The 20455-nt window shown below is 49.2% G+C and carries 23 protein-coding genes; all 23 read right to left on the reverse strand.

Features of this window, described 5'->3' with window-relative positions; translation table 11 throughout:
* Window positions 1–77 precede the first annotated feature (77 nt).
* The 23 genes from DESYODRAFT_RS21065 to DESYODRAFT_RS21175 all read right to left on the reverse strand — a co-directional run bounded on the left by DESYODRAFT_RS21065 (window position 78) and on the right by DESYODRAFT_RS21175 (window position 20446).
* Entirely contained in the window at window positions 78–1001 is a 924-nt protein-coding gene (locus DESYODRAFT_RS21065) for an ABC transporter ATP-binding protein (protein ID WP_007786196.1), read from the reverse strand.
* Between the two features lie 11 nt (window positions 1002–1012).
* Window positions 1013–1849 carry an ABC transporter permease gene (locus DESYODRAFT_RS21070; protein WP_007786197.1) on the reverse strand — a complete coding sequence of 279 codons (837 nt, stop codon included), beginning with the start codon at window positions 1847–1849 and terminating at the stop codon, window positions 1013–1015.
* On the reverse strand, window positions 1850–2389 hold the full coding sequence (locus DESYODRAFT_RS21075; protein ID WP_007786199.1) for a nitrous oxide reductase accessory protein NosL: 540 nt from the start codon (window positions 2387–2389) through the stop codon (window positions 1850–1852).
* On the reverse strand, window positions 2386–3897 hold the full coding sequence (locus DESYODRAFT_RS21080; RefSeq protein WP_007786201.1) for a NosD domain-containing protein: 1512 nt from the start codon (window positions 3895–3897) through the stop codon (window positions 2386–2388). The genes DESYODRAFT_RS21075 and DESYODRAFT_RS21080 overlap by 4 nt, the downstream gene beginning before the upstream one ends.
* Complete coding sequence (locus DESYODRAFT_RS21085; RefSeq protein WP_042339965.1) at window positions 3878–4477, reverse strand: DUF202 domain-containing protein; 600 nt, start codon at window positions 4475–4477, stop codon at window positions 3878–3880. The genes DESYODRAFT_RS21080 and DESYODRAFT_RS21085 overlap by 20 nt, the downstream gene beginning before the upstream one ends.
* 92 nt (window positions 4478–4569) lie before the next feature.
* The gene (gene nosZ, locus DESYODRAFT_RS21090) at window positions 4570–6468 is read right to left on the reverse strand and encodes a Sec-dependent nitrous-oxide reductase (protein WP_007786205.1); all 1899 of its coding nucleotides are present in this window, start codon (window positions 6466–6468) and stop codon (window positions 4570–4572) included.
* A 52-nt stretch (window positions 6469–6520) separates the two neighbouring features.
* A complete protein-coding gene (locus DESYODRAFT_RS21095; RefSeq protein ID WP_007786206.1) occupies window positions 6521–7063 on the reverse strand; it encodes a hypothetical protein in 543 nt (180 codons plus the stop codon).
* A gap of 38 nt (window positions 7064–7101) precedes the next feature.
* A complete protein-coding gene (locus tag DESYODRAFT_RS21100; protein ID WP_007786207.1) occupies window positions 7102–7497 on the reverse strand; it encodes a cytochrome b family protein in 396 nt (131 codons plus the stop codon).
* Between the two features lie 13 nt (window positions 7498–7510).
* A complete protein-coding gene (locus tag DESYODRAFT_RS21105; RefSeq protein ID WP_207636349.1) occupies window positions 7511–8179 on the reverse strand; it encodes a cytochrome b N-terminal domain-containing protein in 669 nt (222 codons plus the stop codon).
* Window positions 8151–8597 (reverse strand): QcrA and Rieske domain-containing protein, encoded by a 447-nt coding sequence (locus tag DESYODRAFT_RS21110; RefSeq protein ID WP_007786209.1) that lies wholly within the window; start codon window positions 8595–8597, stop codon window positions 8151–8153. Before DESYODRAFT_RS21110 ends, DESYODRAFT_RS21105 begins: the two co-directional genes overlap by 29 nt.
* Window positions 8581–8814, reverse strand: coding sequence for a hypothetical protein (locus tag DESYODRAFT_RS21115; RefSeq protein ID WP_007786211.1), 234 nt, complete (start codon window positions 8812–8814; stop codon window positions 8581–8583). Before DESYODRAFT_RS21115 ends, DESYODRAFT_RS21110 begins: the two co-directional genes overlap by 17 nt.
* Before the next feature lie 34 nt (window positions 8815–8848).
* On the reverse strand, window positions 8849–9166 hold the full coding sequence (locus DESYODRAFT_RS21120) for a hypothetical protein (protein WP_007786212.1): 318 nt from the start codon (window positions 9164–9166) through the stop codon (window positions 8849–8851).
* A gap of 28 nt (window positions 9167–9194) precedes the next feature.
* A complete protein-coding gene (locus DESYODRAFT_RS21125; protein ID WP_007786214.1) occupies window positions 9195–9644 on the reverse strand; it encodes a DUF4418 family protein in 450 nt (149 codons plus the stop codon).
* A gap of 30 nt (window positions 9645–9674) precedes the next feature.
* Entirely contained in the window at window positions 9675–10388 is a 714-nt protein-coding gene (locus DESYODRAFT_RS21130; RefSeq protein ID WP_007786215.1) for an ABC transporter ATP-binding protein, read from the reverse strand.
* A gap of 10 nt (window positions 10389–10398) precedes the next feature.
* Window positions 10399–11601, reverse strand: coding sequence for an ABC transporter permease (locus tag DESYODRAFT_RS21135; RefSeq protein WP_007786217.1), 1203 nt, complete (start codon window positions 11599–11601; stop codon window positions 10399–10401).
* A 501-nt stretch (window positions 11602–12102) separates the two neighbouring features.
* The gene (locus DESYODRAFT_RS21140; RefSeq protein ID WP_007786218.1) at window positions 12103–12462 is read right to left on the reverse strand and encodes a zinc ribbon domain-containing protein; all 360 of its coding nucleotides are present in this window, start codon (window positions 12460–12462) and stop codon (window positions 12103–12105) included.
* A 14-nt stretch (window positions 12463–12476) separates the two neighbouring features.
* Complete coding sequence (locus tag DESYODRAFT_RS21145; protein ID WP_007786220.1) at window positions 12477–13799, reverse strand: zinc ribbon domain-containing protein; 1323 nt, start codon at window positions 13797–13799, stop codon at window positions 12477–12479.
* Window positions 13800–13818: 19 nt separating this feature from the next.
* Window positions 13819–14205, reverse strand: coding sequence for a hypothetical protein (locus DESYODRAFT_RS21150; protein WP_007786222.1), 387 nt, complete (start codon window positions 14203–14205; stop codon window positions 13819–13821).
* A 17-nt stretch (window positions 14206–14222) separates the two neighbouring features.
* Complete coding sequence (locus tag DESYODRAFT_RS21155) at window positions 14223–16535, reverse strand: zinc ribbon domain-containing protein (protein WP_007786223.1); 2313 nt, start codon at window positions 16533–16535, stop codon at window positions 14223–14225.
* 12 nt (window positions 16536–16547) lie between these two features.
* Complete coding sequence (locus DESYODRAFT_RS21160; protein WP_007786224.1) at window positions 16548–17252, reverse strand: hypothetical protein; 705 nt, start codon at window positions 17250–17252, stop codon at window positions 16548–16550.
* A gap of 83 nt (window positions 17253–17335) precedes the next feature.
* Complete coding sequence (locus tag DESYODRAFT_RS21165) at window positions 17336–19327, reverse strand: hypothetical protein (protein ID WP_007786225.1); 1992 nt, start codon at window positions 19325–19327, stop codon at window positions 17336–17338.
* Window positions 19328–19349: 22 nt separating this feature from the next.
* On the reverse strand, window positions 19350–19910 hold the full coding sequence (locus DESYODRAFT_RS21170) for a DUF4352 domain-containing protein (protein WP_007786226.1): 561 nt from the start codon (window positions 19908–19910) through the stop codon (window positions 19350–19352).
* A gap of 44 nt (window positions 19911–19954) precedes the next feature.
* On the reverse strand, window positions 19955–20446 hold the full coding sequence (locus tag DESYODRAFT_RS21175) for an LptM family lipoprotein (protein ID WP_007786227.1): 492 nt from the start codon (window positions 20444–20446) through the stop codon (window positions 19955–19957).
* Window positions 20447–20455 lie beyond the last annotated feature (9 nt).

Here is a 20455-nt window from a genome sequence, read left to right on the forward strand (position 1 = left end):
ACTGTACTAAAAGTTCGTTCACTCAGTATATAATCTTCAGGTAATGATATCAAGCCAACCTAAGTTTTTCCTTAATTCTATAAGACAGCCGGTTTTTCCATGATACTCTGATAAATACTATTCAGTCCCGGTTCTGCCAAGCGAAGGTCAAGTACTTTCAGCACTCCATCCATTACAGCCGCTATGACTTGTGCCTTTTTAGCTTTTGGACAATCAATACTTATAGTCCTTCCTTCAACCAGAAACGTTTCAATTCGTTTTACCGCGAGTATCTTCTCTAAATCGACCGGAATCACAGCAAGGTCTATTTCAATTTTCGTTGGCAACCCTAACCTATCCTGTAATTCCGCCAAGCTGCCTTGAGCAATAATTTCCCCGCGATTCATAATGCCAATCTGCTGGGCCAGTTCTTCGACATCATTAAGATTATGAGAGGAAAATAATATAGTTGTCCCCTCCTTGTTCCAGTTCCGGATCATTTCTTTTAATTCCAGGATGCCAATGGGATCCAGTCCGGTTGTCGGTTCGTCCAGTACAAGCAAATCAGGCTTGTGGATAATCGCCTGGGCCAAGCCCAGTCTTTGCTGCATTCCTTTGGAAAAAGCCCCCACCCTTCGGTGTCCCGCTTCCTTTAAGCCAACTTGTTCCAGCACCTCTTCACATCGTTTCTTCATTATCCCTTTTAATTTGGCGTAAAACCCTATCGTCTCCCAAGCCGTTAAATTATCATAGAAATTCATTCTCTCCGGCAAATAACCCACCTTTTTCTTAATCTCTTTATTTTTGGCATCATAATTCAATCCCTCAATTACGATCGTTCCCGCTGAAGGTTTGACTAACCCCAAAATCATTTTTATTAATGTTGATTTTCCAGCCCCATTATGCCCTAACAAGGCATAGATTTCCCCTTTTGCGATAGTTAAGTCAATATCCTTAACTGCTTGAAACTGACCATAAAACTTCTGGGCCTGTTTCACTTCCAACGTATTCATTGCTTCCATAGGGTCCCCTCCTAATAATCCTGCTTGCGGCCAAAGAGGATGGCCGCAAGCAAAAGCGGGATGATCATCCACAACAAAAGGGCCCCATATAATAAAAATTCCCCCGACCCTTGAGTGAACATCCTCGTCAAAGCGACCAACGTGGGACCAAAGGTTTCTTCACCGCCAAGCTGTAAGATGACCAATACACGCACCATATCCGCGGGATTGGCAAGCAGAAGCAGCAGCAATAAGGGTATGATGATGGATACATTCGACAATCCCGCCACCCCTATGGCTAAAAAATCGTAAACTAAAATCATTAAAAACCAAATAAAAATCCCCAGACCAATGCCCTGAGCTCTTCGTGACACAATGACAGAAATGAGTATGGCTATACTGAGAAATACCAGGGCCAGTATCATGGATAAGAGCACAAACATAAGATAATCCATAATGTTGATTGCCCCTGTTTTCCAGGCTATTACGACCCCCGCCCCCCCAAAACCAACTAAAATCGAGGCAATTAAAGCCAAAGCCAAACCACCGAACTTGCCGATAATTACCTCAGCTTTATTAATCGGCTGAGTGAGAAGCACATGAAGGGAGCCGGTCTCTTTTTCGCCGGCTACTGTCGCCGAACCCATCACCAGCGCAATCAGGGGCAGCAAATACAGCACCAGATTTAAAAGGCTGGCCGTAACTCGGTTAAATCCCTGCTGCCCTCCGATCCCAAGACTGGACAAGCCAAAAAAGGAAACCACCAGGGCAATTAAAGCGAAAACAACGGTAAATGTTCCCAGCCATTTGCTGCGTATGGATTCCAAGAGTTCCTTTTCTGCTATGGTAACTACATTGATCCGCTGCATCTAATTCCCACCCTCTTCCCGAGTCTCCTCTGCATCCCGGTTTTGCACATTGAATTCTTCCTGATTGAACTCAATATCCAAGCCGATGGTTAATTGCTCTGTCAGCACCTGCTCCCAGGTCATTTGTCTTCCCCCTGCCTCTTCGGCAAATTTCCGGGCCGTCTCTTCGTCCGCAAAGGCTACGATTCCAAAACTCATAGGGGTATCGATCCGACCTTGTACATAAAAGGCCTCCTGAGCGCTGAGCCACTCCACGCTCTCGAAATCTTTTACATAAGCGGCGGCTATGCCGTTTTTTTTCCCTGCTTCTAATCTGCGCATAAAAATAGACAGGCATCCTATATCATCAAAAATTTCAACTTGTCCTTGACTATCGATTGTCTGTGCCGCAAAGCGCTCATCAATGACAGTCATCCTGCATACAGGACAAACATCGATTGTCGGATCAATCTCCCGGGGAGTCCTGTCAGTTTCTCCCGCCGAACATCCCAGAAGAGAGAAACACAGCCCTATCACCAGAGCCATCATCCTGCGCTTCATTTTCGGCCTCCTCTCAGAAAATCTTCCCTCAGTTTAACACCATAAGAACTCGTCCCCAACGCTCGGCCGATTATTATCCCGGCAACGAGGAGCATCAGCAAAGAATAGACACCAAAGATCTTATTGGAAACCTGATTCTCCTCGACTTGAAACTGTGTCGTCCTCTCAATCTCCACTGGCTCAATCAAAGGATACAAATCTTCGGCTTTAGGAATTTCTATAACCGGAAACATGTTTTCGGCAAACTCCAACGCTGTAGCAGCGGGACTGTTCAAAAAAAGACGCACAGCGGGCATTTTATTCATTAAATAAGTGAAAATATTCCCGGTGAGATAGGGAGTATCCCCTATGCCGTTCTGATCCAGATCAAATCCTCTATAGTCATTCCAGTAATTTCCTGTCCCTTCAGCATAGAACACATTCCCTTCCCCGATTCTCCCTGCCCGAAAGGCAATTTGCTCCATATTATCCATGAAATTATTCTTCACTAACGTATTAAACCCCGAACTGGAAATCAGATCAATGCCAATATCATTAGCGGCCACTAAATTATTGCGAAAGGTATTGTGATAGGAGACATCAAAAAGAACCCCCCTGGTATTGCCGAAAATAATATTCTCTTCTGCCAGGCAGTCGTTGCAGCTGGAGAACAGTACTCCGAAGGAGCGATGACCACGGTTATAGGCAAAGACATTCTGCCGGAAGGTTATTCTTTTGGAATACATGGGAGCCGCCCCTGCCACATTATTCGTAGCAATATTCCCTTCAAAATAATTATCATCGGAATACATATAGTGAATGGCATAGCGCACCCCCTCAATGGTGTTATGCAAAAGACGATTGTCATGGGCATAGTTGAAGTAAATGCCATCTCTGGTATCCGTAATCTTATTATTCTCGATCAAATTATTGGATGCCGCAAAAAGGTGAATCCCGTCGCCGCTTTCCCCTTCAAAAAGCGGCAGTATAGCATAGGTACCATCCTTTCCGGCCTCTCCGGCTTCTTTTTCCGACTCTTTCAGCTTGCTTTTAGCGGGTCTCCCGGCAATCGTATTATTGCGGATCCTATTATGGGGAGACTTCAGCAGATATATCCCAAAGAGATTATTCGCTAACTTATTCTCTTCAATAACATTGTAAGCCGAATGAATTTTTATCCCCGCATCGGAGGCCTGTAACTTTTTACCGCTCCCTATGATCTGGAATCCTTTCACCGTCACCCCATCAGCCCTAATGCTGACCACATCTCCTTCCCCTCCCCCATCGAGAACCGGGGCACCGATTCCTATCAGGGACACAGCCTTATCGATCACAATTCTTCCCAGGTAAGTACCGCTGCGGACATTGATACTATCCCCGGGAACAGCCCTTTCCAGAGCGGATTGAATACTCTCCGCCGAGCCGCCGCCCTGAACCTCCAGGGTGGCGGCTTGAACTGTCCACGGGATAACCCATAGAAAAAAAAACAAACTCAGCCAAAAGCATCGCTTATTCCTTTTGCTTTTCATGTTCCTTAAACCTCCAAGCGGCCAGCAGCATAAGGATAATGCTCAGCCCCAGCAAATATCCGCCTGAATTGAAGCCTGTATGCGTAATGAAATTCGCAAGCTTGTTTGTGCCGATAATCGGAGGGGTGAAAGGATCTATCTTTATGGCCGCCCTGGGATCCAGTTGGGTCCCATAATCCCGCAGCCAGCGCCACAAATCGTATACTCCAATCATACCGCCCACAGATGCCAAACCGGCGCTAAGCCAAGCCAGCCACCTTTTCTTCACCAAAGCCGTAATAACAGCCAGGCCAATGATGACATAGGCTGCAATGGGAATAACCTGAAATTCAGGGAAGTCCTCTTCACTAATCCACTTCATGCCGATATAGTGATTGATATTATTGATAATGTCAATCCGTCCGTCCAGTTTGTCCGCATAGACAATCACAGACAAGCCTTCCGGATATTGAGGGGCCACCAAATCCAAATGCCACCAAGGCAAGAAGAGAGAAGCCAAAAGAACTAAACCCGCTGCGCCGAACATGATTCTGCCTATGCTATTGAGATTTCCCTTGAGAAGTTTCTTCATAATATTCATCATTAAATACCACCTTCCCCGCCATTAGGGGGGGAGGGATCCCTGAACCGGGATCCCTCCCGTCGAGTTTCGTGCTAACGCTATGCCGAGCTTTAGAGGTCTTTGGGTTTTACAATAAACCACCCCTGCATTTCCTGGTGAAGAGCCGAGCAGAAGTTAGTGCAATAGAAGGGATAAACTCCCGCCTTATCCGCAACAAATTCAAATTTTATGGTTTCACCCGGTTGTGCTTCCGCATTAAGGTCATACATGCAAATTCCGAAGCCATGGGTAATATCTTCATCGAAATCCGTATTGGTTAAATACCAGGTCACATGATCTCCTTCATTGACCTCCACATGATCCGGGTAATAACGGCTGCGGAAGCCCATCTGATAGACCGTGACCTGATTGCCGTCCCGTTCGACGCGGGCGTTTTCCTTTTCATAAACAGCCCCCGGCCGGTTGGGATCCTTGTCAAATACTTCCCAGGTCGTGATTTTATCCGCTTTGATCATCTGGGCAAAATGAGGCTCGGGGTCTGTGGGAACATCCATCAAGATTTTCATTTTATCTGTTGTCAGATCGATCAGCTGGGCACTTTCCGGATGAGATGGCCCAACGGACAAGAATTTGTCCTTGGCCAGCTTATTCAGGGAGACCAAATACTTGCCGTCGGGATCGACGGTATCCCCCTCGGCGGCACACAAGTGACCCGGGCAATAATGAACCGGGGTAATATCAACGACTTCAAAGGTATCCAGACTCCATTTAGCAATAGTACTGTCAATAAACAAAGTAGTATAGGCATAGCCGTTGCCATCAAATTGGGTATGCAAGGGCCCTAAGCCCACCGGCACTTCAGTCACTCTTACTTTCTCATAATTGACAATCGGGAAGCCCCGCTCTTCGCCCTGGAAGTCTTTGTTTTCAATACATTCCTTAAATTTCTCAAAGCTGAATACGGTAGCTACCGGAGCAACTTTGCCGTTGGCCACGATATATTTGCCATCCGGGGTTACATCGACGCCATGGGGGCTCTTCATCGCCGGGATCAAATAGATGGAACCGGGAACATCAAGGGGATTGATCATTTTGGCTCCATCAACCATTTCATATTTGCCGTCCTTGGCGGCTTGCTCAAGCAATTTCCAGTTGACAGCGACCACGTAGTCCATCTCCCGCTGAGAAGCATTGACCTCCAGCAGTTCATAAGCTTCTTCGGTATTATAGGTTGTCAGGAAGGCCCAGCCTTCGCTGTCCAGCTTGCCGGCATCTGATAAATCAAAGGACCAGGGGGGCATGAGCACTTCCCACCCCACACTCATCTCACCTTCATTGGGATCAATCGCTACCGCCGCCAAGACGCAGTTGTAATCTTTCGATAAATTCTCAATGGGGGAATAGGTCCCGTAAGGTATCGGTCCGGCGAAGCGGGAACCCAGCATAAAGTATTCGGAGTTCGGTGTCATAAACACAGCGCTGTGGGGCCCGTAAATATTGGGAATATCTAAAATCTGGCTGGTTTTGAAAGAATCCAGATCAATGCGGGCCGCCCTGCTGTTGGCATTATCATTGACAAAGAGCCAGCGCCCGTCATAGTCGCCGCCTGTCTCACTTAAAGCAGGGTGATGAACATCCCCCCAGCTCCATTTTCCCAGCATTTCCTTGGATTCCGTGGTCCAGCCGTACCCTACAGCGGACTCGGGGGTAAATACAGGAATGGTTCTGATGCGCCGCATGGAGGGTACCCCATAAACAAAGACACTGCCGGAATGACCGCCTGAGGCAAACATATAATACTCATCCAACTGGCCGGGCGGCACATAGGTCTTTAAAGCCGCTTGCACCACATCATCCGGCACCCCGTCTACGGATATCTTTTTTCCACCGATGGCAGCGGACTCTTCCGCTTTGGGATTAAGCTGAGACGATAAGAAAACGGCTAGTATCAAGCCCACCAACAGCCCCGCCAGGGACAATGCAATTTTTTTAAATAGTCCTTTTTCCACTTGCTAAAAACCTCCCTGTCCATTTGCATTACTCTATCGCGGATATCACTCTTCACTCTGAGCTATCCCTAGTGTCGTCCTTCTTTTGCTCTTCACTGTCGGATTGCCGGGCAGCCTCTCCGCCCGCTTCAGTTAATAACTCGAGAACCTGAGCCTTTTCCTCATCGCTAATATCCATTCTGGCGAACATTTCCGCCATTGTTCCTTCCGGTTCCTGTAAAAACTCCGCAAGAGTCTTCCCAAAACGATCCGGCACATCCCCATAGGCCTTGGTAAGATCAGGCCCTGTCACACCACCGGCTATTCCGTAATAACTCACTTCATGACACTGAGTACAGCCCTTTTGCAAAAAAAGCTCTCCTCGTTTGGAAGTTTCACCAGCGGCAGCGCCGGGATCGCCTCTTGGGGTGTCTGCAGACTTCTGGGGCTGCAAGCCGGCCGCATAGACCAGCTCAGCTTCCCGCTCATCCGGCAAAGCATAATTCGGCGCAGCGATGACACTCCCTGTTATTCCTACCAAAAAACCCATTCCCAGCCAGATGCAAAAAAATGAAAGCAAGTGAAAGGATGGATTATTCCGCTCTTTTCCCGTCATTGATTCACCCCCCTACCGGTCCAAATTCTAATCCATAACTACACATGCAGGGCAATATAAGTCAAAACCACCATGAGGATCAGTACGATTTCTGCTCCCCAAATCACCCATGGCCTCTCTTCAGGCCTGCGGGATGTGCTTCTGTCCAGCCATGGCAATAAGATAACCCCGATAACCAGCAGCGCCGGAATCAGCAACCCCAAAAGCTGAGGGACAATCTTTAACAGGCCAAAAAGCCACATAAAATACCAATCCGGTTCAATATGAGTCGGGGTCATGACGGGATTGGCCGGGGGACCCAGATCCTTGGGAATTACTCCGGCCAGAAAAAGAACAACGCCAAAGATACCAAGGGCCACGCTGACTTCAGTGGTTAAATGGTTGGGAAAAAACGGTACCGCATCCTTATCCAATTCTTTTTTATTGATATCCATTCCTCATCACCTCCTACAGTGGACCGGAAATTCCCTGTTTACGGATCATTAAAAAATGAACAATCAGCAAGCCGATGGTAATGACCGGCAGGATCACGATATGGATAATAAAAAACCGTATCAGCGTATAATCCGTAACCTTGCTTCCGGCCTGTCCCAACAGTAAAAGCTGATCACCGACGACAGGAATTGACCCCAAGATCTTGGTGCCGATAATTGCCGCCCAGTAGCCTACTTGATCCATAGGCAAGAGATAACCCGTGAAACAAAACATAATCACCAAAAGCAGCAGGAATACGCCTACTACCCAATTGAACTGACGGGGCGGCTTGTAGGCGCCGGTAAAAACAACCCGCAAAAAATGCAAAACTACCATAACCAGCATCAGGTTGGCCGCAATGTTATGAACCGAACGCAAAGCCTTGCCCATAAAAACCTCATTATTGATAAACATCACGCTCTGATAGGCCCCTTCCATGGTCGGCTTGTAATAAAAGGCCAGCACGATGCCCGTAACAACCTGAACCAAAAACAACAAAAACGCAATCCCGCCAAAACAGAATATGAAACTACGGGCATGCTTAGGGACAGGATGTTCAGCGATTTCTTTAAGCATGTCTTTTACCCCGACCTCTTTAGGCTCAAGCGCCACGCTAAACAACCTCCTCTTGTACCATGACATACCCCTCTTCCACCCAGGCCTTCAAACGGGTTAAAGGCTTCGGCGGCGGCCCTTCCAGAACATTCCCGTCTTCATCGAATATTCCGCCATGACAAGGGCATTCAAAGCGTTTCTCTGCTTCATTCCACATTACAGTACAGCCAAGATGGGTGCAGACCCTGGAAAAGGCTCTATATTCATTGCCCTTTTTGAAAATCATAGCCGGAAGACCATCATAGACGATTTCTTTGGGCTTCTCCGACAGTTCCCCTTCCTTGAAAATCGCCATTTTCGGAGGAAGGGGCTTTAGAGCCCCGGGGGGGCTGATCATTTTCCCTACCGCGACTGCCGGAACTCCCACACTTAAAACCAAGGGCACCCCTGTCATGATTCCCAGGAATTTGCGTCTTGATAGTTCCCCTTTAGGATTGTTCTCCATTTTCCATACCCCCTTTGCGATCCAAAATCAAAACTCTCCATGTATAAACGGAAAAGGCGGCTGCAAAGCAAATCAACCCCATAAAAATTACGATCCAATAAGCGTTTCCGGCTGTCCAACTCCTGGCGATCATGAAGGCCAGCGTTATGGCCGCCCATATTCCCAGTGCCAAAACCGCAAACCCTTCCTTATCCCCTTCTTCATCAAAAAGACTCATCGTTTATTCCCCCATTCCTCCTTAGAACTCCACTTCATCTGGGGTAAGCTTCCTCTAAATAGTGAAGGATCTCTTCTTCCTCTTTCTCTTTCATGAACGCCCCATAGCCCTTCATCAAATCAATAATTTCCGGCCAAGAAGAAGAACCCTGATAATTCTGCACAGTATCCGCATCATGACAGGCTGTGCAGGTTGATTGGAAGGTAAGGTATCCTGCTTGCCCTTCAGCCTCCGCCCCTTCCGGCAGCGGAATAGCATAGGCTGCAAAAAGGGCAAAGCCAATCACCAAACCAATAACAACCATATTAAGCCCTAAAACTTTGCTTAATTTTTCGGCGACCAACCCCCGCAAATTATCCAACCTCCTTTGTTTATCCATCCTAAATGTTCTTCGAAGTCGAACCAGGGATCTTTTCCTGGAAAACCGCAGCCAAGCCAACGATTATGGTCAAGCCACCCAAGACACAGAGCACTTTAGCGGTGGCATGGCATTCCATCGGGCTCATACAAACTCCGATCCCCTGATTGGTGGGCAGAATAATCACGCCTAAACCCAAAATCATCAGAACCCCGCCCAAACTTTTCTGAGCAGGAAGGGATTGGTTGAACAGGAAGATTAGAGAGACCAAAACAATGATTATGCCGAAGAATATCTCCCCTTGACCTGTATAATGACAGCGCATGTGGACCATCTTCCCTGTGTTTAATTCCAGTAAACCTTGACAAACGGGAGCAAGATGAAATGGAGTCAAAACGATCAAGAGGCCCAGCGCTGCCCCCAGTCCGCCAAGAACCTTAGCTAATTTTCCGTTTAAAATTTTAACCTTCATTCATTTAACCACCCATCCATTGGCTGTTGCCTATCCCGAACTACAAACGGTTTCCCTTGCCAAAACCTTTTCCTGCAGCTGTCCCTGACTTAAGCTGTAAACCCGCCCGGCATAAGCCGCTAATTGAGGGTCGTGAGTAGCCACCACCACAATCTTCTTTTTTCCTGCCTGCTCACCCAGCCACTTCCCCACAAAGCCCTTTTTCTCCTCATCAAGCTCCGCCGTAGGCTCATCGGCCAAAATCATCTCCGGGTCATTAGCCAAGGCCCTGGCCATAGCCACCCGGCGTCTCTGACCACCGCTGAGCTGATACGGCAAAAAATCAGCCCGTTCCTCCAGCTCCAACTGTTCCAGCAAACGTTCAACTGCCTTGCTATCCGCCCCTCTATCCCCTGCTTTCCCTCCCCGGATCCAGAACGGAAGCATGATATTTTCTCTGACAGTCAGGGTAGGGAGCAAATAGCACATCTGAAACAAGAAACCAATTTTACGGTTTCTTAATTCGGCTAAATCCTTTTCACCATATTGAAGGAGAGAGCACCCGTCTATCGTCACCTGTCCTTCCGAAGGCTTTAGCATACAACCCAAGATAAACAGCAGCGTACTCTTGCCACACCCAGACGGCCCATAGAGCACGAGAGACTCTCCGCTCCGCATGGTTAAATCAAGATTGCGCAGGGGAGTAACCCGCTCTCCCATACCATCCCGGTAATGGTGTGTAATGTTTCTTAATGATACTTCCATAGAAACCTCCCTACTTCAGCTCTCCTTCAGTCAAAGCGATGACGGGATCCAAGCGCGACGAACTTCTTGCCGGCCAGAAGGCTGCCAAACAACAGATGAGCAGAATAAAAACGATGACCCCCAAGCACGCGGCACAAAGCTGGGCTGCCTCAGGCAGCATAAAGGGAAAGGAACTGTGTCTGCTAAGGGATTTCGCCAGATAAAGCACCAAGCCATATCCGACCAGACAGCCCATGACGGCTGCCGCCAGTCCGCTGCAAAGGGTTTCCAGCATGACCAGCTTAAACAGGCTTCCTTTTTCCGTTCCCAGTGCCCGCAGCAGTGCCAATTCCTGCTGTCTTTCCAGTACCAGGGAAGAATAGCGTGATGCCAGAGAAGCTATGGTGATTCCACAGATAATGACCAACATCAAACGCAGGATTTCTTTAAGCACCAGGAGCTCTTCCTTAAGCTCGGAAAATAATTTCCCTGCTGTCACGCTTTTAATCCCACGGATCCTGTCGATATCTTTGGCGACTTGACTCGGGTCGGCCCCCTCTTTGGTTTTAATCAGCACCGTCGAAACCAACTCATCCGGGTTCCCATCTTCTTGCCAATATTCCTGTAAATAGGGACTTTTTCCGGCAAGTCTTCGGGCCGTTTCGATGGGCACAAAAATCGTGTCGTCAATACTTCCTCCCATCGGCTCCAAATAACCGGCCACATCAAAGGGCTCCGCTAAGACCACCACCCTGTCACCCAGAAAAGCAGGTACATTCCCACCGACAATAACCTCTGTGTTTTTTAAATCCCTGCCCACCCCTTTCGCTAATAATTCCCTGACCAGAAAATCCGTTTGTGGATCATAGCCAACCAGCCGGTATTCTTCCGGCAGGCTGCAACAGCTTTGATTAAGAGTCTGGCTGAAGAATTGTGCCGATAGGGCTTCCACACCGGGAACCGTCTCAATCTCCTTCAACACTTCTGAATTCATATAGATATTGGCAGGCACCCCGGTAAATAGAACTTGACCAGGTTCAAAGTGAGCATCTGCCGGTATAGCCATAACGTCCGCTCCCAGATTATCGACGGCACTTTGCCCTGCTTTCTCAATACCCCAGACCAACAGTATCCCGGCTGCCAGGGCGGCCGCGCAGACCATAACGACAAACAGGGTAAGCCCTTGCTGCCAAGGCCGCCTTTTGGCATTCCGCCAAATCAATTTTGCAAACATCTTTTCACCTCCATGCCCAATTATACCTATCGTTGGGGCTATACCTTCAAAAGCTATACCTTCCAAATGCTGAAGATTGTTACTCAAAGTCTATTTTTTTGCAATTATTGTGCCAACAGCCCCTAAACTGCTGATCTGCAGGTATGTGAAGGTTTAAGGACATCTTTGTGAATCCCGGCTATGATCCATTGGGGCAGGAATGTCACTCAATCGTCCCACAAATGCCCCGGTTTTCGACCTTAACTTCAGGCAAAGTGACGGATTGTCTAAAATTGTGTTGGTACGCTATTTGCATTGGAATCTAATGAGGTCTCTGAGCAATAAAAAAAACCCTCGCTCAAATACAAGTAGCCATAAAGACAACTTGTGAACCGAGGGTCAAGGTAAACTGAATACGGAAAAAAGAATGATATAAAAGACGAACAGACAGCAGGTAAAACTGCCTGTTCGTCTTAACTATTATGCCACATTTTAGAATTCTTCTGTTTATTCAAAGATGTCTTATAGTCTATTGCCGCACTTTCCGCAAAAACGTGTGGCTGGAACGACGAGAGCGCCGCATTTGGGGCAGAATCTTATCTGCGGGGCAGCTTGGTGTGTGAGCGGCAAATCCTCATTCGGTGCATTATCGGACAGAAACAGCCAGTTGATGTCCTCGCCGTCCTCGCATAAGCCGATGGCTCCGGCGGGCGAAACCACATAAAAGCTGTCCTCATCGATGGGGTCTTCGCTGTCGCTTGTCTCGGCAAGCACCAGCAAGCCTTTTACGTCGTATTTATCATCGGCAGTGGCAAAGCGCCAGCTTGTGCAGCGCGTGGCGGCAAACTCCACCGCCTCCAGCATGGTAATAAATTTATCCATTACGAAAAGCCTCCTTATTTGAATAACAGGTTATTACACCTCTTGCAGCGATCATTTTGTATGGGGTTCATCATGGAGCAGACGTTGCAGTAGATGATGCGGTCTTTGGATTTATCGTATTTCTCGTATGTACCGAATCTTGGGTGAAACCGCACCCTGTCGCCAACGGAAAGATAGTCGTACATATGCCGACCACTGTCCTTTTCCACGATGGTCTTTTTCTTGCCCGCGTCGGTGTTGATGATCGTGTTATATTCCGTATAAGTTCGCCAGTTGTCGTCCTCGCCGCCCCTATGCTCGCTTTTCTCCTTGCTGTACTTATTGACGACCACGCCCTCCCACATGGGCTGCTTGGTCTTTCGCAACGCCAGCAGATTAACGACCAGCATGAAAAGAGCAATGCCAACACCGATGACAAGGGATTCTCCAAAGGGGAAATCGTCCATCAGCAGACCGGCGACGGGAAAGCCGATGAGTGGCACGAAAACCAATATCCACATACAGCCAATAGAGGATTTCTTGTTTTTCTGTGCGGCGGCCAGTATCTCCGGCGAATTACACCTGTCGGAAAAGCCGACCAGCCCCGAGCCGCCCTGTGGGGGAGCGGAAGATGCCGCTTGGCTTACCTCCATCGGCTCCGGCGTTCTCAAATTCACCGCCTTGCCGCAACCGATGCAAAATTCGGCTCCCTCCGGCAGCTTCGCGCCGCAGGCCGTACACACGCCGGGGGCGCCGGTCTGTGTGTTTGCGCCGCAGGCAGAACAGAAAGCCGCACCCTCCGTCAGTTTGTTTCCACAGCCCCGACAAAACATATCCGTATCACTCCTTACTATTTGAGGCGCGGCGGGTTTCCTCGCCGCTGGTTTCTTCTTTTTCCCGCGTCTGGCTGTGCGGATGACAAGTAGCAGCAAAAGCAGATAACCGATGGGCGAGAGAATATGGTAAATAATTGCCACCTCTCCCATCTCGTCAAATTCGCACAACGCGGAGGGCTTGTTGACGTATGGGAAAAGGCCAAGGTAGCGGATGCGCTCGGAGCGCGTTTTGCCCTCGTCCAAGGACGGCCATGCCTCGTCACTGCTATATATCACATATCCTCGGTACTCTTTGCCGTTTACCACAAACCAATAGCCCTTGGAAACGGTGCGGGAGCGGTTTTGCCCTGCGTCGGTATCATCCAACCGCGCCTGATAGCTGTCCACCGTACCCATGACGGAATCGCCCCATATCGCCAGCGCCAGCGTAGAGAGGCTCAAATACATGGCAAACAGCAGCACGGCGCTGATAAGGATGAGAATGGGCAGAGGAATGTTTTTGCTTGTTTTCTTCTTTGCCATCTCGACGCTCCTTTCATTGTTATTCGTAGTCCCGCTTTTCACGCCAGCCCACGCCGAACAAATACAGGACGGTCACGATGAAAAGCGGCGGTAGCGCGAGCGCGGCATAGGAGTAAAGCGGAACGATCAGCAGCACCACCGCCGCCAGTTGTATATAGCCAAGCATCTGACACCAGCAATGTCGGTGGAGTCTCCCTGCAAAGGCAAGGCCCGCGATGGCCGTTACCATAGAAAAGATGTACGCTATTCCAGCCGCGAAGCAGCCAGCTCCGGCGTAGGTGTGGTCCAGCGCCGCGTTGTCAATGAGATTCAAGCACCACAGCAGCATGGGCAGGGCGGCAAGCAGCATCAGTATGGATATAACTCGCAAAAAGAGCGGTGTTTTGCTGATTCCTTTCTTTGTCACATTTTCCCTCCTGTTGTTTATTCCATACGAATGACATCCCCCAGTGCTGAATATTGGTATCCCTCTCCCTTCCTGAACTGAATATAGTCAGCCCCGTACTGCCCTTCGGATTTGTCACATGCAATCAGCATAACGCCATCGGGGAAATCTTTATAGTTTTCAATGATAAGAGTATGTCCTACCGGGTCAAATACATAGTTACACGTATAATACTTCGACTCATCCAGTTCCGTGTAACGGGACATGATGCCTACATAAAATGCACAGGTTTTCTCGTCCAATATCTTAATTGCTACGTCGAGATATGGATCATAATCCGGGTCTTGTGACCAGTAACCCTCAAACCATTTAGCTTCTATCCTCATGCCTCCCAGCGGGATTACCGTGATCTTTTCTTTCACCTTAAATTCCTGCGTCAACGCCGGGGCATCCTCGTAATGGTCATCGCCCTTGTTCCATAGGCGAAGCTGGGTGGGCAATCCCGCCTGTATGTAGCCCACGATGGTGGCGTCAAGTGAAGCTCGCCCGTCCTTATCAAGCCCCACCGTCCAAGCTCCGCCCACAGGTGCACCCGGCCGGGAGATTACCACGGTTGCGCCTGCGTATTTACTCTTTTCACCGTCGGGGATTTCCTCAATGATTTCAAACTCCAGCGGCGCATTAAGCGCCTGACGCAGCTCCGTGGCGTTTTTGCTGTAAGCCTTGAGGGAATCATAGCGCATCCGCTGTGCAACGTCCGAAAGCACAGGCTGGAGCCTTTCGCCCAAACGCGCCATATACTGCTCGATGCAATACTCACGGGCGGCGTCTGTTTCGGGAAGAAGCCCCGTGGTGTAGGCGTGCAGCCCAGCTTCGTTGGTGGCTACAAGCTGCTCCTCCGGGTTATCGAAAAAGTAACGGGCGCTGTAATTCTCCATAATACCGCGCAGGGCGGCGTTGAACTTTTCCGGGTCGTCGCCACGGTTTTTGTATAGTCCCATAATACGGGCGTACCATTCGGCCTCCGTCCACGGGTGTATCTCCTCGTTGTAAGCGATGACCACATTAAACAGGGCGTCCTTATAGGTTTGGTCGGCTGCGACCATGAACTTGTTCAGAGAGTAGTCAAGGGCGATGACCCCCAGCATGGAGAGCTGTACCATGCCGGTGGTGATTTTTTTATAGTCCAGCAATGCCACGCCCACGTTGTAGGACAGCTTATATGCCTCAGCCGCCACCGTTTCGGCAGATTCGTTGCCCTTATATGCGTCTATCATGGTGTCGCCCAGTGATAAGGCGGAAACCCCAAGGAGCATATAGCCGCTTTTCTCCAGTATGTTTGCCGCCTGTTTATAGCCGCCGCCTTGCGCCGCCAGTTCGCTTACGTCTATCAGCCAGCCCTGCACCTCATGTACCAGTTCCGCTTCAGCGTCACCGAGATATTGCTGGTATTGTATGGGTAAGAACTGCTTGTAAAATCCGCGCAGCAAACTGTCACCCACCTCGCCGGGCTTGCCGGACGCTTCAAATTCCTGCAAAATGGCGAGGGCGGTTTCATCGTCCAGACGTTTGCTGCTGAATTTGGACAGCAGCGCGTAGGGCGAACCGGCGTCCTTCAGTGTGACGGTGCAGTATTCCGAAAGATGGTCGGTGGTGATGGCAACAGTGTTGTCGGTGGTGTTTACGGTGTAGTCCACAAGCTCCCATTCGCCGGTTTCCCTGTTGTAATACTCCGCCAGCACGGAGCCTTCCTCATCGGTGGAATCGGTTTCGCTTTCGTCATAGGGCAGCGTGATAGTCAAAAGCCCGTCAAACTCGGTGCGTTCACCGGCTGAAATGTCATAGGCCGTGCGTGTGCCGCCCTCTATGCTGTCGCTGTCGGCGGACAGCTCCTTTACCGACACCTTTTCTCCGTCCATTGCGTTATATGGGCCAAAGTCCACCGTCACGCCGCTATCGGTTGAAACTGCGGTCTGCCCTTCCTGCAAGGTAAAGCTGTCGCTTTTCTGTACGGAAGGGCGCTTGACCCCGCCGCCGACCATAAACCCCGGCCAACCGTAGAGGGCCACCGCCGCGATCTGTATTAAGAGCAGGACGGACAACACAATGCACAGCGTATTGCGTCCGCCGTTTTTCTTCGGTGCTGCGGTGTTTTTTCGTTTTGGCGGCACAGCAGGTGGGGCGCTTTTTTGAGGCTGTGCCTCGACTATCGGCTGCATAGGCGGCACAGGTTTCGGCTGTGCTGCGGGGACAGGATTCGCGGGCACGTCAAGCACCGCCGCGCCGCATTTGGCGCAGAAGCGAGCGCCGGTATGAAGCTCCTTGCCGCAATTCGTACAATATTTTCCCATATCTGCACCTCCTTATGGCCGCACCAGCGCCACAAGCGCCGGTATCCCGTCGGGCGTATCCATCGTGCCGATGGCGTATTGCTTTCCGCTTTGCTCGTAGAACTGTGTCAGGCGAATCGTTCCCGCACCGGATGCCCACAGGCCGCCGTTTTCCCACTTGCCCAGAAATACGCCGTCCTCCATATCCGTTTCGTCGAAGCGTTCTCCCTCGTTTGCCCAAAAAATCTGATACCAGTCGAGGGTGAGGCTCAGGCTCTCCGCCGCACCTGCAAGGGCGACATTGAGAAACTCCATAGCGCCCGCGTCATATTCGTTATCGGGGTCGTAAATAATCAGTGCTTTCCAGCTTCCGGTCAGCGGGTCGATGTTGTCGATGATATTTGCGTCGGAGGGAACTCCGTCGTAAGCCATGTCCTCTGTGTACCAGAGAAAGTCCTCCAAATCGGGGCGTTCCTCCGTGGATAAGCTCACGCCTGTTACCTCCGGCGCGGGAATACTGCCGCTTTCCGTGGCCGCAGGCGGGGTTTCTTTCTCCGATGCCGGTGTAACGAGCGCTGTTTGCTCCGTCTTCGGCGCAGGAGATTGCTTTACTGCTGCTGACGGCAAATTGGGCGGTATGGTGAGAACGCCTATCACAAGCATCAGCAGATTGGCCGCGATCAGTATTGCGGGCAAGATTTTATTGCCTCTGCCCGCAGATGGAATATTATCTCTCATGGATATGCCTCCAGTTTGTTTGATCCGATTATTGTGCGCTGTTTTCTCATGTTGGCCGACATATCTTGTGCTTGGGGTCGTTTTCACTTCTGACAGGTAATCACGCCCCACTCTTTATCGTTGTGGTCTCGCATTGAGGCGCTGAACGATGTTCCGTCAGCGGAGAATACAAATTTTGCTCCCGCAATATTTGCCTCGCCTGTCGACCACCGCACAAAATAGCTGCCGTTGATGTAGGTGCTCCCGGTTTCATTATTTGAGCAGACGATTTTATAGTAAGAGCCGTCTCCAAAATCCTTTTCAAATGTGACTACAGTTGTCACATCAATATCCTTACCTGTTTCCGTAACATTCATGACCCCTGTATATGTTCCGGAATAGTCCACCTTATTGGTTTTTGTATTTAAAATGACCTCCATTTCGGTTTTTACAAAGGGTTTGAGCTTGGCACTCAAGGCAACCTTACCCTCTTCCAAGTCCTTTTCTGTTTTATAGAATTCCACCTTCATAGGGAATCTCGCCGTTTCATGGGCACCCAGAGTGAACTTCATCTGTCCGTTTGCTTCGTCGTCAAGGCGGATGGTCCACTCTTTTGCCGTGGTTTTATCTGAAAGCGGGGCCAGTTTGACATATGCGTTGGCCCATTTTGCCTTCTCAGTGTCATAATCCTCCCTGAAGTTCAAGGTGTATACCCTATTTAGCAGTGCGGCAAGTTCTTTATACTCCTTTTCCCGCTGAGTTAGGGCATCAAAATACATATCCCGGCTCAGAGACTGGAACATAACCTGAAGGTAATCATAGATCTCAGCTTTGTAATTGCTTGATATTTTATTGCGGTCGCTCTCCGACGGCCACGGATACTTGGACAGCTTGCCGTTCTTTTCATATGCGTCTATCCATGAATCCCAGTCGCTTGCTGCAACCTCCCAGTATTTGTTTACATAGTTGTCAATCTCGCTCTGCATTTTGTCGAGAGCTGTCTGCGGGGCGGATTTGTTTTCTTTGTTTATCTTCTTGAATAGATCGTACCAATCCTTGACACGGCGCTTGTTTTCGGGTCTTGCGTAATAGGCGTTGTACATATTTTTTGTGCTTTCATACTTGGTGTCGATGGCGAAATTCATCACATCGGTAAGCGCGATGTCAATCACTCCAACGCCCACATAGGCCACCTGAAATGAATCCAATAGATATTTTTTTGACGATGCCAAATTCAGCCCCAGATTCAACACGGTTTTCATTCCGCTGATCGACGTTTCTTTGCTTGTCAGTCCGTTGCTGTATGCGTCATACGCGAACTGGGTGCAGGAGGTCGCGATGCCCAAAACCGTCAACGCGTTGCCGAACGGTTCGGTGATCATATCGTCGTATGCGCCTCCAAGCGATACGAGAGTGGGGATATTTGTTTCAGCGAACATCGGCAGTGAGCTGTTTGCATTTAAAAACGCTGATATAACATCCTCTTGCCACGACACACCCTGCTCGGCGTAGGTTTTGAGCAGCTGCTCCGCTTGCTTTGTCGTCATGTAAGCGGCGTAGACGTTGACATCGGAAATGTATTCGCTGCGCTTTCCTGCGTTCGTGACCTTAAACACGCTATAGGTGGAGAGGTGGTCGGTGAGAATATGCACCTTGTTGGCTTCAGCGTCCACCGTATAAAGGACATCCTCCCATTGCTTTGTTTCTTCGTTTAGATACTTGCCGCAGACCGACAGAATTTCCTCGTCGGCACTAAGTCCCGCGTCGTCATAAGGAATTGCAAGCTCTACAACCCCATCGGGCTGACCCGAGGACAGCGTAAAATCGTAGGCGTAGATGTCAACATCACTGTCAACGGGAGTGGGCGTTACCTTTTGTATGGTAATCTTCTCACCAGTCTCCAACAGACAGCCGAAGTCCATTGCTGCGCCGTCCTTTGAGGCAACGGCCGTCTGGTTTTCCTCCACCGTAAAGGTTTCGGATTTCTGTGTGCCGGGAGTCTTAGCCTGATTACCAGAGCCGCAGCCGGAAAGCCCCGCCGTCAAAGACAGCAGCATGGTGATTGCCAGCAGGAAGGATAGTATTTTTCGTTTCATAACGATATCTCCTTTCGCACGCTTAGGCTATTGGAAGCTTAAATTTAACGGTATCGTACATGACGTTATATTTCATGATGATTTCTTTTTCGTCCGGTTTTAATTGGAACACCATCCAACCGCTATTCGTTTCACCGGGGTCGATCGCCTCCTCAAAATACATTCCTTCGGTTTCAAAATTCCATACATCTCTGTTGCGCGACTCGTCCGATAGCTCGGCGTCGTACTCTCCGTCTCGAACGATGCAGAGCAGCGGATCCTTTGCAAACTGTATTTCATCAGAGATATTTTTTACAGTGGCATAAACTTTGACATAGACGGACCCCTCCACATATTTCTGGAGAATGCTCGAATCGTCAATAATTTCGATCTTGTCGATTGTAATCTCAATGCCGTCGACCTCTGCCGCCTCGCCGATGCCGTAATACTTGTTTTCATCCGCTCCCGCTTTACTGGAGGGAGTATTTCCCGATTCGGTGGGCGCGGAGCTTTCTGACGGTGATTTACCGCCGTTCTTTTCACCGCAAGCGGCGAAGGTGAGCATAAGTACCAATGATAAAAATATAATTAATGTCTTTTTCATAAGATTACCTCCTAAAATTCTTGTTATAGCAAGCCAACTTCCAGTCAGTCGATCTTGTATCCTTCATACCGGGGTCCATCTTTTGTTTCGCCTTTAAATAATATAGTCGTTTCACCGTTTACCTTTGTACTCCCATCCTCAAGGATAAAAGTATATTTTGAATCTATTGTGATTTCACTGTCTTCATGGGGAATCTTTTGAACATATGAAGCTGTTCCCGAAGCCGGATCATAGGATAATTCAAAAGGTTCTTCACCTTTAGCATCGCTGGATGCCACCAATTTATTTTCGTTCTTTGTGAACACGACAGTATGCTGCTGTTCTTTGCCGTCATAATAGGTGTTCATAGAATACGTCCCGGCGACATCGTCAAGGGAAAGCCCGGCCTTTCCTTTTTCCTCTTCGCCGGAAGGGGCATTGCTTGCTTCAGCCGGAGCAGAACCTTGAGCTTGCGATCCTCCTTCTCTTTTCTCACCGCAGGCGGCGAGAGTGAAAATCATTATAAACACCAGAAATAAAACCATAAGCTTTTTCACGATACTACC

The sequence above is a fragment of the Desulfosporosinus youngiae DSM 17734 genome (assembly GCF_000244895.1).
In the GTDB taxonomy this organism is placed as follows: Bacteria; Bacillota; Desulfitobacteriia; order Desulfitobacteriales; family Desulfitobacteriaceae; genus Desulfosporosinus; species Desulfosporosinus youngiae.

Coding starts and splice junctions, on each gene's coding strand:
- DESYODRAFT_RS21065 (WP_007786196.1), bottom strand. CDS start 1,001: ATGGAAGCAATGAATACGTTGGAAGTGAAACAGGCCCAGAAGTTTTAT.
- DESYODRAFT_RS21070 (WP_007786197.1), bottom strand. CDS start 1,849: ATGCAGCGGATCAATGTAGTTACCATAGCAGAAAAGGAACTCTTGGAA.
- DESYODRAFT_RS21075 (WP_007786199.1), bottom strand. CDS start 2,389: ATGAAGCGCAGGATGATGGCTCTGGTGATAGGGCTGTGTTTCTCTCTT.
- DESYODRAFT_RS21080 (WP_007786201.1), bottom strand. CDS start 3,897: ATGAAAAGCAAAAGGAATAAGCGATGCTTTTGGCTGAGTTTGTTTTTT.
- DESYODRAFT_RS21085 (WP_042339965.1), bottom strand. CDS start 4,477: ATGAATATTATGAAGAAACTTCTCAAGGGAAATCTCAATAGCATAGGC.
- DESYODRAFT_RS21095 (WP_007786206.1), bottom strand. CDS start 7,063: ATGACGGGAAAAGAGCGGAATAATCCATCCTTTCACTTGCTTTCATTT.
- DESYODRAFT_RS21100 (WP_007786207.1), bottom strand. CDS start 7,497: ATGGATATCAATAAAAAAGAATTGGATAAGGATGCGGTACCGTTTTTT.
- DESYODRAFT_RS21105 (WP_207636349.1), bottom strand. CDS start 8,179: ATGTCATGGTACAAGAGGAGGTTGTTTAGCGTGGCGCTTGAGCCTAAA.
- DESYODRAFT_RS21110 (WP_007786209.1), bottom strand. CDS start 8,597: ATGGAGAACAATCCTAAAGGGGAACTATCAAGACGCAAATTCCTGGGA.
- DESYODRAFT_RS21115 (WP_007786211.1), bottom strand. CDS start 8,814: ATGAGTCTTTTTGATGAAGAAGGGGATAAGGAAGGGTTTGCGGTTTTG.
- DESYODRAFT_RS21125 (WP_007786214.1), bottom strand. CDS start 9,644: ATGAAGGTTAAAATTTTAAACGGAAAATTAGCTAAGGTTCTTGGCGGA.
- DESYODRAFT_RS21130 (WP_007786215.1), bottom strand. CDS start 10,388: ATGGAAGTATCATTAAGAAACATTACACACCATTACCGGGATGGTATG.
- DESYODRAFT_RS21135 (WP_007786217.1), bottom strand. CDS start 11,601: ATGTTTGCAAAATTGATTTGGCGGAATGCCAAAAGGCGGCCTTGGCAG.
- DESYODRAFT_RS21140 (WP_007786218.1), bottom strand. CDS start 12,462: ATGGATAAATTTATTACCATGCTGGAGGCGGTGGAGTTTGCCGCCACG.
- DESYODRAFT_RS21145 (WP_007786220.1), bottom strand. CDS start 13,799: ATGGCAAAGAAGAAAACAAGCAAAAACATTCCTCTGCCCATTCTCATC.
- DESYODRAFT_RS21155 (WP_007786223.1), bottom strand. CDS start 16,535: ATGGGAAAATATTGTACGAATTGCGGCAAGGAGCTTCATACCGGCGCT.
- DESYODRAFT_RS21160 (WP_007786224.1), bottom strand. CDS start 17,252: ATGAGAGATAATATTCCATCTGCGGGCAGAGGCAATAAAATCTTGCCC.
- DESYODRAFT_RS21165 (WP_007786225.1), bottom strand. CDS start 19,327: ATGAAACGAAAAATACTATCCTTCCTGCTGGCAATCACCATGCTGCTG.
- DESYODRAFT_RS21170 (WP_007786226.1), bottom strand. CDS start 19,910: ATGAAAAAGACATTAATTATATTTTTATCATTGGTACTTATGCTCACC.